We start from the raw sequence: 12,099 nt of genomic DNA, 5'->3' as shown, positions 1-12,099 counted from the left end.
GTGACATGACGCCAGCCGAGATCGCCCCGAAGGACCGCCTGATCGTAGCGCTCGATCTGCCGAGCGTTGATGCCGCGGAGGCGATGATCGCGAAGCTCGGCGACAGCGTCACGTTCTACAAGATCGGCTATCAGCTCGCTTATGCCGGCGGCCTGCCGCTGATCGGCAAGCTCGCCGACAAGGGCAAGAAGGTGTTCGCCGATCTCAAGATGCACGACATCGGCAATACCGTGACGCGTGGCGTGGAGAGCGTCGCCAAGCTGGGCGCGACCTTCGTCACCGTGCACGCCTATCCGCAGACCATGAAGGGCGCCGTCGAAGGCCGCGGCAGCGCCAGCCTGAAGATCCTCGCCGTCACGGTGCTGACGTCCTACAACGACGACGATTTGCATGCGGCGGGCTATCGGCTCAGCGTGTCGGAGCTGGTCGAGGCGCGTGCGCAGCAGGCGCAGGTGCTCGGTGTCGACGGCCTCGTGTCCTCGCCTGAGGAGGTCGGGGCCTTGCGCAAGATCGTCGGCCACCAGATGAGCCTCGTCACCCCCGGTATTCGTCCGGCGGGCGCTGCCAGCGGCGACCAGAAGCGCATCATGACCCCGGGCCGTGCGATCGCGGCGGGGGCGGATTATCTGGTCGTCGGGCGTCCGGTTGTGGAAGCCGCCGATCCCAAGGCCGTCGCGGACACCATCCACGCCGAGATCGCGCAAGCGCTCGGCTAACCACCAACACGAGGGAGAACAACAATGGCGAAGGGCTACTGGATCGGGCGTGTCGACGTCAGCAATGACGAGGGCTACAAGCCCTACGCGATTGCCAACGGGCCGATCTTCAAGAAATGGGGCGGCCGTTTCGTCGTCCGCGCCGGCAAGTTCACCACCGTCGAAGGCGCCAGCCGCAACCGCAATGTCGTGATCGAATTCCCGGACTACGAGACCGCGCTCGCCTGCTACAATTCGCCGGAATACCAGGCCAACATCAAGGTGCGCCAGCCGCACTCGATCGCCGACCTCATCATCATCGAAGGCTACGACGGCCCGCAGCCGCAGGACAGTTGAGACGCGATCTCTCTCACCCTCCCCTGGACGGGGAGGGTCGGCACGGAATCGAGCAAAGCGAGATTGCGTGGCGGGGTGGGGTGATCTCTCCACACGGGCACTGTTCGTTTCGGAGAGACCGTCACCCCACCCCGCTGCGCATTCCGCTTCGCTGCATGCTCAGCGACCCTCCCCCTCCAGGACCCCTCCAGGGGAGGGTAAGAGGCGTCGCTGCTCCTGATCCCCGTCGGTTGCCGGAACTGCCTCTCCCCGCTACAACGGCCCCGAAGAGGATCACACCATGTCCGACATGCGGTTGATTGTTGCGGGAGCCGGCGGCCGGATGGGCCGGGCGCTGGTGCGGGCGATTGCCGAAAGCGATGGCGCGGTGCTGGCGGGCGCGCTGGAGGCGCCAGGCTCGGAGCTGCTCGGCAAGGATGCCGGCGTGCTCGCCGGCCTGCCCGCCAATGGCATCACGCTCTCCGCCGATCTCTGGGCGATGTCGAAGGATGCCGACGGCATCCTCGATTTCACGGTGCCGGCGGCGACCATCGCCAATGTCGCGATCGCCGCCCAGCGCGGCCTCGTGCACGTCATCGGCACGACCGGCTTGTCCGGCTCGGACAATGCCGTGATCAAGAGCGTCACCAACCGCGCCGTCGTGGTGCAGTCGGGCAATATGAGTCTCGGCGTCAATCTGCTCGCCGCCGTGGTCAAGCGCGTTGCCAAGGCGCTCGACCAGAGTTTCGATATCGAGATCGTCGAGACCCATCACCGCATGAAGGTCGATGCGCCCTCGGGCACGGCGCTGATGCTGGGCCAGGCCGCAGCCAGCGGCCGCGGCGTCACCCTCGATGACCATTCCGAGCGTGGCCGTGACGGCATCACCGGCGCGCGCCGGCCGGGCAATATCGGTTTCGCCTCCTTGCGCGGCGGCACCGTGGCCGGCGATCACAGCGTGACCTTCCTCGGCCCGTTCGAGCGCCTGACGCTGTCGCATCAGGCCGAGGACCGCATGCTGTTCGCTCATGGTGCGCTGAAGGCGGCGCTGTGGGCGCACGGCAAGCCGCCGGGGCATTACTCCATGGCCGACGTGCTCGGCCTATCCGACATCTGAACTGAACAACACGGAAAGCAGTTGATGAGCGAACGTCTTCTCGTGCTCGTGCGCCACGGCCAGAGCGAATGGAATCTGAAGAACCTGTTCACGGGCTGGAAGGACCCCGACCTCACCGAGCTCGGCGTGAAGGAAGCCAAGGAAGCCGGCCGCAAGCTGAAGGCACAGGGCCTGGTGTTCGACGTCGCCTTCACCTCGGTGCTGACGCGCGCGCAGCACACGCTCGATCTCATCCTCGCCGAGCTCGGCCAGGAGGGTCTGCCGACTTCGAAGAACCTCGCGCTGAACGAGCGCGACTACGGCGATCTCTCCGGCCTCAACAAGGACGACGCCCGCAAGAAATGGGGCGAGGACCAAGTGCATGTCTGGCGCCGCTCCTACGACGTGTCGCCGCCGGGCGGCGAAAGCCTGAAGGACACGCTCGCGCGCGCGTTGCCATACTACGTGCAGGAGATTCTGCCCGGCGTGCTCAACGGCAAGCGCACGCTGGTTGCCGCCCACGGCAACTCGCTGCGCGCGCTGATCATGGTGCTGGAAAAGCTCTCGCCCGAAGGCATCTTGAAGCGCGAGCTCGCCACCGGCGTGCCGATCATCTACCGCCTCAACGCGGATTCGACGGTGGCCTCGAAGCTGGATCTGGCGGGGTAGTACGGTCTCGTAGGGTGGGCAAAGCGAAGCGTGTCCACCAAGGCCTGCGACTGCGGGACGACGGTGGGCACAGCGCGCGAAGAGCGCGCCTTAGCCCACCGTACGAAACCTACTGCAGCCCCAGCTGACCCGCCTCCCAGCCCAGCATCGCCTGCTTGCGGGTGATGCCCCAATGATAGCCGGTGAGCGTGCCGCTCTTGCCGAGCGCGCGGTGGCAGGGCACGACGAACGAGACCGGGTTCTTGCCGACGGCCGCGCCGACGGCGCGCGAAGCCTTCGGATTGTTGATGTTGCAGGCGATGTCGGAATAGGACACCGCGCGGCCCATCGGAATCTTCAACAGCGTCTCCCACACCCGCACCTCGAAATCGGTGCCGATCAAAACCACGCGCAGCGGCTGATCCGGCCGCCATAGCTTTGGATCGAAGATGCGCGCTGCGAGCGGCGCGGTGCCGTCGTGATCTTCCACATAGGTGGCGTTCGGCCAGCGTCGCGTCATGTCGGCGAGCGCGATCTTCTCCTCGCCGTGATCGGCGAAGGCGAGGCCCGACAGGCCGCGGTCGGTGGCGATCACGATCGCGGTGCCGAACGGCGAGGGATGGAAGCCGTAGCGCAGGGTGAGCCCCGCGCCGCCGTTCTTCCATTCGCCCGGTGACATCGCTTCATGGGTGACGAAGAGATCGTGCAGCCGGCCCGGCCCGGACAGGCCGGAGTCCAGTGCCGCGTCGAGGATGCTGGCGGAATCCCTCAGCAGGTTCTTGGCGTGGTCGAGGGTGAGCGCCTGCATGAAAGCCTTCGGCGTGATCGAGGCCCAGCGGCGGAACAGATGGTGCAGCTCATCCGGCGTCACCCCGGCCGCATCCGCCATCGCCTCGATGGTCGGCTGCGCGCGCCAGTTCGCCGAGATGAAGGCGATCGCCCGCCGCACCGAATCATAGTCGCGCAACGCGGCGTTCTGGGTGCCCGGTCTGGCCAGGCGCTGGTCATGTATCGCAAGGGTCATCATGACCGGAAATGTAGGGGAGGGGGCGGCGCGAAACCACCCGATTTCCGACTGTGCTCAGGTCACCGGATTATAAGTCGGGCCACGCCGCGCGGCGTTCAGAGCCACAACCAAGGCATTGTAAAAGCTAGCTTTTTCTTCCGGCCCGAGAAACCCTCCGATGAGCAGGCGGCGGCCGCGGGAGATCAGATAGAGGTGCTCGATGCCGTATTCCTCATCGACCTCCTGGTCGAGCCGGACCCAGAGCGGATTGAAGGTCCATTCGGCAACCTGGCCACGATGGCTGACGCGTCGCACCCGCAATTCCGACAGCGTCACCACGATCTCCTCGCTGGCCAGTGCCGCGCGAAAATTGACCTTGAAGGCCCACCAGATCACGAGCACGTCGAGACCGAAGAAGCCGAGCACCGGCCAGGCGCCCATCATCAGGAAAGCGAGGCCCGTGACGAAGCTGACGGCGCTCAGGAACAGCATCACGGCGAGAAAGCCGGTGCGGTTCAGCGAGCGGTGCGGCGTCAGCAGCGCGGAGAAGATCTGAGGCTCGTCCTCGCATTCAGATCGCGCTCGCGCAATTTCGTTGCCTGTGCTCATCGTCCATCAGTATATCCCGATCATGGCGAAAATCACCCGCAAGCCGGTCCCGCGCAAAGCGATAGTTCCGAAGAAAAAGGCAAAGCCGGTCGCGACCAAGCCGAAAGCGCCCGCGAAGAAATCACTCAAGGCCGCAAAACCGTGGACGCCGGCCGAGATCCACGAGGTCTTCAGCCGTTTCCGCAAGGCCAATCCGGAGCCGAAGGGCGAGCTCGAGCACATCAATCCGTTCACGCTTCTGGTCGCCGTGGTGCTGTCGGCGCAGGCGACCGATGCCGGCGTCAACAAGGCGACACGCGCGCTGTTCGAGGTTGCCGACACCCCGCAAAAGATGCTCGATCTCGGCGAGGAGCGCTTGCGCGACTACATCAAGACGATCGGCCTCTACCGCACCAAGGCCAGGAACGTGATCGCGCTGTCGAAAAAGCTGCTCAGTGAATTCGGCGGCGAGGTGCCGCGCACGCGCGCGGAGATCGAGTCGCTGCCCGGAGCTGGTCGCAAGACCGCCAACGTCGTGCTCAACATGGCTTTCGGCGAGCACACGATGGCGGTCGACACCCATGTCTTCCGCGTCGGCAACCGCACTGGCCTAGCGCCCGGCAAGACGCCGCTCGAGGTCGAGCTCGGCCTCGAAAAGGTGATCCCGGCCGAGTTCATGCTGCACGCGCATCATTGGCTGATCCTGCACGGCCGTTATACGTGCCTCGCCCGCAAGCCGCGCTGCGAAGTCTGCCTGATCAACGACCTCTGTCGGTGGCCGGAGAAGACGGTTTGAGACAGCGCCGGGCGCCGTCACCGCACCTGCCGCGCCGGCTCGATCAGCCCGGGCCGCGGGCCCGTCAGGCGCTTGTGCATGTGGACCATGAAGGCCATGCCGAAGATCGGCGTCGCCAGATTGACGATCGGGATCGAGACGAAGGCGGCGATGAACAGGCCGGCGGTGAAGATGGTCGCGGCATTGTCGCGCCGCATCGCCTTGGCGTCCTCCGGCGGGCGGAAGCGCATCGCGGCGAGCTCGAAATATTCGCGGCCGAGTAGCCACGCGGCGGCGAGGAAGAAGATCAGGAAACCGGCGCCGGCGAACAGCACCAGCGGCAGAGCGGCGAGATAGACCAGGATGGTCAAGAGCGCGGTCTTTATGCCCTCGAGCATTGCCTGGCTGAACGGCAGCGCGACGCCCGGCCGCTCGGCGGGATAATGCTCGCGCTCGACGATCTCGGCGACGTCATCGACGAACAGGCTCGCCACCAGCGAGGTGATCGCAGGCATCAGGAAGATGCCGCCGAACACCACACCCAGGCCGGCCGCGATCGAGACGATCCAGGAGAGAACCTCGAGCGAGGAATGCCAGCTCGGCCCGAGCAGGCCTTCCAGCCACACCTCGCCGGAGGTCGCAAACCAGCTGAGCAGCCGCTGCAAGCCGATCGCCAGCACGGTGATCAGCACCAGCGCGAGCCCGATCGACCGCCACAGGATCGAGCGCATCGGCGGCGAGATCATTTGCGACAGCGCCTTGATGGCGGCATCCAGCATGGAAGACCCTCTGAGGTAGACACTGCGCGAGAGGTAGACACCCATTGCGGCTTCGGCAAGGGCGGCTGGCCGCTGCGAAGATGCCGCGATTTCTTGCTTACCCTCCCCTGGAGGGGGAGGGTCGGCACGCGATCGAGCGTAGCGAGATTGCGTGACGGGGTGGGGTGACGGTCTCTCCACGGGTGCACTGCCCGTGTTGAGAGATCACCCCACCCCGCTCGCGCTGCGCGCGATCGACCCTCCCCCTCCAGGGGAGGGTAAGAGCGCTACTCTCTTCTGGAGTAGCCTAGTCGTGCCGGTGCCCGTGCTTGCGCGCTTTCGCCGGCTTGCCGTCGCCGGTCGGGATCATCACCACGCGGCCGTAGCGCACGCCGCGTTCTGCGATGATGTGGTCGGCGAAATGCCTGACCTCGGAGGCCGCGCCGCGTAGCGCCGTCATCTCCATGCAATTGTTGTGGTCGAGATGGACATGCAGCGTCGCCAGCGCGAGGTCGTGGTGGCCGTGGAATTCCTGCACCAGCCGTTTCGACAGATCGCGCGCCGCGTGATCATAGACGTAGACAAGGCCGGCGACGCATTGGCCGGTTTGCGCCGTGTCCTCGGCGCTCTGCTGCAGGCCGGCGCGGGCGAGATCGCGGATGATCTCGGAGCGGTTCTGGTAGCCGCGCGCTTCGGCCGCCGCATCGATCTCCGCCAGGAGATCGTCCTCGATCGTGATGGTGATCCGCTGCATCAGGTCCTCTCCGCGCATATCGCCGAACGGAGCTGTTTTACACGGATCTTGCGACGCTCACAGCCGCGTCGCGCGCAACCGCAGCGCGTTGCCGACGACGCTGACCGAGGACAGCGCCATCGCCGCCGCGGCGATGATCGGGGAGAGCAACAGACCGAACGCCGGATAGAGGATGCCGGCGGCGATCGGAATCCCGGCGGCGTTGTAGATGAAGGCGAAGAACAGGTTCTGCCGGATGTTGCTCATCGTCGCCTGCGACAGTCTTCGCGCGCGGACGATGCCGACGAGGTCGCCCTTGAGCAGCGTCACGCCGGCGCTCTCCATCGCCACGTCGGTGCCGGTGCCCATGGCAATGCCGACCTCGGCAGCCGCCAGCGCGGGCGCATCGTTGGCGCCGTCACCAGCCATGGCGACGCTGCGGCCGGCATTTTGCAGCTTGGTCACCACCGCGCTCTTCTGATCCGGCAGCACCTCGGCCTCGACATCGGCGATGCCGAGCCGGCGCGCCACCGCTTTCGCCGTGGTGCGGTTGTCGCCGGTCAACATGATCACCTTGATGCCCTCCGCCGCGAGCGCCTTCAGCGCCTCCGGCGTCGAGGCCTTGACCGGATCGGCGATCGCGAACAGGCCGGCGAGCCGGCCGTCGACAGCCATGTTGATCACAGTGGCGCCGTCGCCGCGCAGCCGTTCGGCCTCAGTGTCGAGCGATTGGGTGTCGATGCCGATCGACGACAGGTATCTGGCGTTGCCGAGCACGATAATCTTGCCGTCGACCTTGCCGGTCGCGCCCTTGCCCGTCGGCGAATCGAACTGCTCGACCTGGCCGAGGCTGAGCTGCTTCTCCTTGGCCGCGCGCACGATGGCGTCGGCCAGCGGATGCTCGCTGGCGCGCTCGACGGTGGCTGCCAGCCGGAGGACGTCGTCCTCCGCAAAGCCGGACGCCGGCACTATATCGACAACCTTGGGCTTGCCTTCGGTCAGCGTGCCGGTCTTGTCGACCACCAGCGTGTCGATCTTCTCCATCCGCTCCAGCGCCTCGGCGTTCTTGATCAGGACGCCGCCCTGCGCGCCGCGGCCGACGCCGACCATGATCGACATCGGGGTCGCCAGGCCCAGCGCACAGGGGCAGGCGATGATCAGCACGCTGACTGCCGCGACCAGGCCGAAGGCGAGCCGGGGTTCCGGTCCGAACCAGGCCCAGGCGGCGAAGGCGGCGATGGCGACGACGATCACGGCGGGTACGAACCAGCCGGCGACCTGGTCGGCCAGGCGCTGGATCGGCGCACGCGAACGCTGCGCATCCGCGACCATCTGCACGATCTGCGACAGCATCGTCTCGCGCCCGACCTTGTCGGCGCGCATGATGAAGCTGCCGGACTGGTTCAGCGTGCCGGCGATGACCTTTGCGCCGGTTTCCTTGGTGACCGGCATGGATTCGCCCGTCACCAGCGATTCATCGAGCGACGAGCGGCCTTCGAGGATGATGCCGTCGACCGGCACCTTCTCGCCGGGGCGGACGCGCAAGCGATCGCCGGCGTGGAGCGTGTCGATCTCGACCTCGTGCTCGCTGCCATCGGCATCGACGCGGCGCGCGGTCTTCGGCGCGAGCTGTAGCAGCGCCTTGATCGCGCCCGAGGTCGCATCTCGGGCGCGCAGCTCCAGCACCTGGCCGAGCAGCACCAGCACGGTGATGACGGCGGCCGCCTCGAAATAGACCGCGACCGCCCCTTCATGGCCGCGGAACGTGGCGGGGAAGATCTGCGGCGTGACCGTGCCGAGCACGCTGTAGACATAGGCAACGCCCGTGCCCATCGCGATCAGCGTGAACATGTTGAGATTGCGCGTCAGCAGCGATTGCCAGCCGCGGACGAAGAACGGCCAGCCGGCCCACAGCACCACGGGCGTTGCGAAGACGAGCTGGATCCAGTTCGACAGGGTCGGATCGATCCAGCTGTGGGGGCCTGCGAGATGGCCGCCCATCTCCAGCGCGATCGGCGGCAGCGACAGCACGGCGCCGATCCAGAACCGCCGCGTCATGTCGGCGAGCTCGGGATTGGGACCGGTCTCCAGGCTCGCGACCTCAGGCTCCAGCGCCATGCCGCAGATCGGGCACGTGCCCGGACCGACCTGGCGGATCTGCGGGTGCATCGGACAGGTGTAGATCGTGCCCGCGGGCATCTCCGGTTCGGGCGCCTTGTCCTTGGCAAGATATTTGCCGGGATCGGCGGCGAACTTGGTGCGGCAGCCGGCCGAGCAGAAATGGAAGGTCTCGCCATGATGTTCGAAGCGATGCTTCGAGGTCGCGGGGTCGACACTCATGCCGCAGACGGGATCTTTGACCTTGGTTGCGGCGTCGCCATGATCATGGCCGTGATGATGGTCGTGGCCGGCATGACCGCCGCAGCACGAGGAAGCCTCGGGCTTGGCCGCCGCCGCTGCGGCTTTCGTGGAACAGCCGCACCCGGAAGGCGTTTGCGTGCTGTGCCGATGCTCGTGCTCGTTGTTGTTCATTGCCATGTTCCGGCTCTTGCGCCCGGTCTTGAAACCTATACCCGGTAGGGGTATATAGACCCCATGCGCAAGGACATCAAGGCATCCGTCGGAAAGCGTCTCGGCCGGATCGAGGGCCAGGTTCGTGGCCTCTCGAAAATGGTAGAGGAAGACCGCTACTGCATCGACATCGTGACGCAGATCGCGGCGGTGCGTGCCGCGCTGCGCCGGGTCGAGGAAGAGATTCTGAAGGATCACGTCGCCCATTGCGTCGAGCACGCCATCGCGAGCGGCGACAAGGCCGACCAGCGCGCCAAGATCGCGGAGCTGATGGCGGTGATCGGACGAGCGGAGCGGTAACGCGCCCTCTCTCCCGACAAGAGGGGCGGGTGGTTACGCTGCCATCTCCCGCGCCCGCGCGCGGTAGATCGCGAGCTCGCTCAACTGCACGAAATGCGCGGAGAAAGCCGCGCTGATTTGCGCAGGCTGCGCACTCACTTCTTCAGCCGGAACTTCAGCCGGCGTCTCTTCGTCAATCGCCTCAGGAACGAGCGGCGGCGCACTGAGCGTTTCTGGAAACACACTGAACGTGCCCGCCACCTCCTCGAGCGGCTTCTGCTTGTCGGCCCAGTGCAGGGCGGTGTAGTCGAACCCGTGCACGATGGTGGGTTTGACGACTTCGAAATAGGGCGAGATGTCGAAGTCGCGGGGCATGTAGAGCGAGGAATCGCGGATGTGCAGGATTTCGCGCCGGGCGGCGCGGCTGCCGGCCTTGGTGATCTTCGGCAGGATCGGGTAGCGCACGGCGTCGAAGGCCTGCGCGATCAGGGCCGAGCAGATGATCTTGGTCGGGTCACCCGAGCCGATCGCGATCATGCGCCGGCGCCAGCGCTGCGGTATCGGCAGCGGGAACAGGTAGCGCATGAGGTCGACGATGTTCTTGGTGTCGTAGCCGAAGCCGATGCGGTTGATCGCATAGCGGCAGACCGTATGGCGGTCCTCATAGGACAGCCCGACCGGACGGCAGAGGCGGGTGTGATAGGGGAAATATTTCGACAGCGGCGCCGAGGTGACGCCTTCACCGATATTGGCCTCGATGAGAACGTGCGGCTCGCCGCTCGGCTCCTCGGCCCCCTCGATCGGGCCGACATAGAGCGCGGCATGCGACCAGGTCGACTGCGTCAGGTATTTGATGATGCCGGAGATGCGGTTGTTGCCCTCGACCAGCAGCACGTCGCCGGGTTCGATGACGCCGCGCAGATGCTCGGGGTCGCTCGGCGTGAACGGCTCATAGCCCGGCACCTCCTTCGAGAGGTACGCGGCAATCAGCTTGCCGACAGAATCCAGGACCGTCCCCATGTCGAACCCCCCACGGCCTTTTCCGGCCGTCTTTTTCCCTTCTCTATCATGGTCGAAACGTGTTGCAATTCGGTTCATTGCTCTGTGAGATCAACCATGATTGATTCACTATGCTGGTTGCTGCGCAACATCGGATACGGCAAGGTTCGCGGGCTGTTCACGTGCGCCGCAAGTCCCCGGAAACCATGAGATGACAATCACGCGCCGCGGCTTTCTTTCGGCGTCGGCGGCCCTTGCGGCGATGCCGGTGCTGCGCGCATCCGCCGCGCCCCTGCCGCGCGAGGCCGACATCGTCGTGATCGGTGCGGGGGCGGCGGGAATTGCCGCGGCGCGGCGTATCATGGCAACCGGCCGCAAGGTCATCGTGGTGGAAGCGGCCTCGCAAGTCGGCGGCCGCTGCATCACCGACAGCACGACCTTCGACACGCCGTTCGACCGTGGCGCGCGCTGGATGCACAATCCCGACACCAACCCGATGATCCGGCTGGCGCGCAATGCCGGGCTCGACGTGCTGCCGGCGCCCTCGGGCCAGAAGATGCGCATCGGCCGCCGCAACGCGCGCGCGGGCGAGACCGAGCAGTTCCTGGCCGCCCTGGTGCGCGCCAACCGCGCCATCGACGAGGCCGCGCGGGGCAAGCTCGACACCTCCTGCGCATCGGTGCTGCCGAAGGATCTCGGCGACTGGGCCGGCGCGGCCGAGTTCATGCTGGGAGCCAGCTTCGCCGGCAAGGACCTGAAGGAGCTGTCCGCGATCGACAAGGGGCGCGCGCAGGATCGCAACGCGGCGATCGCCTGCCGGCAGGGTTTGGGCACGCTGATCGCCAGGCTCGCCGAACAGGCGCCGGTGGCGCTGGCGACGCCGGCGAGCCGCATCGCCTGGAGCAACCGCGACGTCAGCGTCGAGACGCAAGCCGGCAAGATCGCCGCGCGCGCCGCCATCGTCACGGTCTCGACAAACGTGCTGACTTCGGGCGCGATCAAGTTCGCACCCGACATTCCCAAGCGGACCCTGGATGCGGCATCGAAGCTCAGCCTCGGCAGCTACGATCGTATCGTGCTGCAGCTGCCGGGCAATCCGCTCGGCCTCTCGCGCGACGACATCCTGATCGAGCAGAGCAATTCGACCCGAACGGCGCTGATGTTCGCCAATATCGGCGGCTCCTCGCTGTGCTCGATCGACGTCGGCGGCTCGTTTGGCCGCGATCTCGCCGAGCAGGGCGAGAAGGCCATGGTGGCTTTCGCCAAGGAATGGATCACAAAGCTGTTCGGCAGTGAGGCCGCTGCCGTGGTGCAAAAGACCAGCGCCACGCGCTGGAACGCCTCGCCCTATGTCATGGGCGCGATGTCGGCAGCCTCGCCCGGCGGCCAGCTCTCGCGGAAGATCCTGGCCGAGCCGGTCGGCAATGTGTTCCTCGCCGGCGAAGCCACGCACGAGACGCTCTGGGGCACCGTCGACGGCGCCTGGGAGAGCGGCGAACGCGCCGCGGACGCCGCCCTGCGCAAAATCGGCGCGCTCAAGGACGAACCGGCCGACGTGCCGACGCAGTCGACGAAGAAGCGGCGGGTAAGGTCGCAGTAGCGGCAGCCAAGCAGC

13 protein-coding genes are annotated in these 12,099 nt (G+C 66.3%); 7 read left to right on the top strand and 6 right to left on the bottom strand.

The genetic code is table 11. The annotated features are described in order from the left end of the window. The first annotated feature begins 5 nt into the window (after nucleotides 1-5). The 4 genes from pyrF to HZZ13_RS27050 all read left to right on the top strand — a co-directional run bounded on the left by pyrF (nucleotide 6) and on the right by HZZ13_RS27050 (nucleotide 2,796). Nucleotides 6-716, top strand: coding sequence for an orotidine-5'-phosphate decarboxylase (gene pyrF, locus HZZ13_RS27065; protein ID WP_197962531.1), 711 nt, complete (start codon nucleotides 6-8; stop codon nucleotides 714-716). A gap of 24 nt (nucleotides 717-740) precedes the next feature. Further along, nucleotides 741-1,052, top strand: a complete 312-nt coding sequence (locus HZZ13_RS27060) for a DUF1330 domain-containing protein (RefSeq protein WP_197962530.1) — start codon at nucleotides 741-743, stop codon at nucleotides 1,050-1,052. A gap of 280 nt (nucleotides 1,053-1,332) precedes the next feature. Beyond that, entirely contained in the window at nucleotides 1,333-2,148 is an 816-nt protein-coding gene (gene dapB / locus HZZ13_RS27055; protein WP_197962529.1) for a 4-hydroxy-tetrahydrodipicolinate reductase, read from the top strand. Nucleotides 2,149-2,172: 24 nt separating this feature from the next. Then, nucleotides 2,173-2,796 carry a 2,3-bisphosphoglycerate-dependent phosphoglycerate mutase gene (locus tag HZZ13_RS27050; RefSeq protein ID WP_197962528.1) on the top strand — a complete coding sequence of 208 codons (624 nt, stop codon included), beginning with the start codon at nucleotides 2,173-2,175 and terminating at the stop codon, nucleotides 2,794-2,796. 109 nt (nucleotides 2,797-2,905) lie between these two features. Here HZZ13_RS27050 and HZZ13_RS27045 read toward each other — a convergent pair whose 3' ends face one another. Both HZZ13_RS27045 and HZZ13_RS27040 read right to left on the bottom strand, forming a co-directional pair. Then, nucleotides 2,906-3,802 carry a methylated-DNA--[protein]-cysteine S-methyltransferase gene (locus HZZ13_RS27045; RefSeq protein ID WP_197962527.1) on the bottom strand — a complete coding sequence of 299 codons (897 nt, stop codon included), beginning with the start codon at nucleotides 3,800-3,802 and terminating at the stop codon, nucleotides 2,906-2,908. 54 nt (nucleotides 3,803-3,856) lie between these two features. Next, complete coding sequence (locus HZZ13_RS27040; RefSeq protein ID WP_197962526.1) at nucleotides 3,857-4,390, bottom strand: DUF2244 domain-containing protein; 534 nt, start codon at nucleotides 4,388-4,390, stop codon at nucleotides 3,857-3,859. A gap of 22 nt (nucleotides 4,391-4,412) precedes the next feature. Between HZZ13_RS27040 and nth the strand changes: the two genes are divergently transcribed. Further along, nucleotides 4,413-5,165: an endonuclease III gene (gene nth, locus HZZ13_RS27035; protein WP_197962525.1), complete on the top strand. Its 753-nt coding sequence runs from the start codon at nucleotides 4,413-4,415 to the stop codon at nucleotides 5,163-5,165. Nucleotides 5,166-5,182: 17 nt separating this feature from the next. Here the strand turns inward: nth and HZZ13_RS27030 are convergent, their stop codons facing one another. From HZZ13_RS27030 to HZZ13_RS27020, 3 genes are all read right to left on the bottom strand, one after another. Next, on the bottom strand, nucleotides 5,183-5,923 hold the full coding sequence (locus tag HZZ13_RS27030; protein ID WP_197962524.1) for a sulfate transporter family protein: 741 nt from the start codon (nucleotides 5,921-5,923) through the stop codon (nucleotides 5,183-5,185). 286 nt (nucleotides 5,924-6,209) lie between these two features. After that, a complete protein-coding gene (gene nikR, locus HZZ13_RS27025; protein ID WP_197962523.1) occupies nucleotides 6,210-6,656 on the bottom strand; it encodes a nickel-responsive transcriptional regulator NikR in 447 nt (148 codons plus the stop codon). Nucleotides 6,657-6,713: 57 nt separating this feature from the next. Then, nucleotides 6,714-9,167 carry a heavy metal translocating P-type ATPase gene (locus HZZ13_RS27020; protein WP_197962578.1) on the bottom strand — a complete coding sequence of 818 codons (2,454 nt, stop codon included), beginning with the start codon at nucleotides 9,165-9,167 and terminating at the stop codon, nucleotides 6,714-6,716. Nucleotides 9,168-9,230: 63 nt separating this feature from the next. On the opposite strand from HZZ13_RS27020, the gene HZZ13_RS27015 reads away from it, so the two are divergent. Beyond that, the gene (locus HZZ13_RS27015) at nucleotides 9,231-9,506 is read left to right on the top strand and encodes a metal-sensitive transcriptional regulator (RefSeq protein WP_197962522.1); all 276 of its coding nucleotides are present in this window, start codon (nucleotides 9,231-9,233) and stop codon (nucleotides 9,504-9,506) included. 33 nt (nucleotides 9,507-9,539) lie between these two features. On the opposite strand, the gene HZZ13_RS27010 is transcribed toward HZZ13_RS27015, so the two are convergent. Beyond that, nucleotides 9,540-10,505 (bottom strand): YiiX/YebB-like N1pC/P60 family cysteine hydrolase, encoded by a 966-nt coding sequence (locus HZZ13_RS27010; RefSeq protein ID WP_197962521.1) that lies wholly within the window; start codon nucleotides 10,503-10,505, stop codon nucleotides 9,540-9,542. A gap of 190 nt (nucleotides 10,506-10,695) precedes the next feature. On the opposite strand from HZZ13_RS27010, the gene HZZ13_RS27005 reads away from it, so the two are divergent. Beyond that, on the top strand, nucleotides 10,696-12,084 hold the full coding sequence (locus tag HZZ13_RS27005) for a flavin monoamine oxidase family protein (protein ID WP_197962520.1): 1,389 nt from the start codon (nucleotides 10,696-10,698) through the stop codon (nucleotides 12,082-12,084). Nucleotides 12,085-12,099: the final 15 nt, after the last annotated feature.

Origin of the sequence: Bradyrhizobium agreste, from assembly GCF_016031625.1 — a bacterium.
Lineage (GTDB): Bacteria > Pseudomonadota > Alphaproteobacteria > Rhizobiales > Xanthobacteraceae > Bradyrhizobium > Bradyrhizobium agreste.
This window is presented reverse-complemented; position numbering and strand designations above follow the sequence as displayed.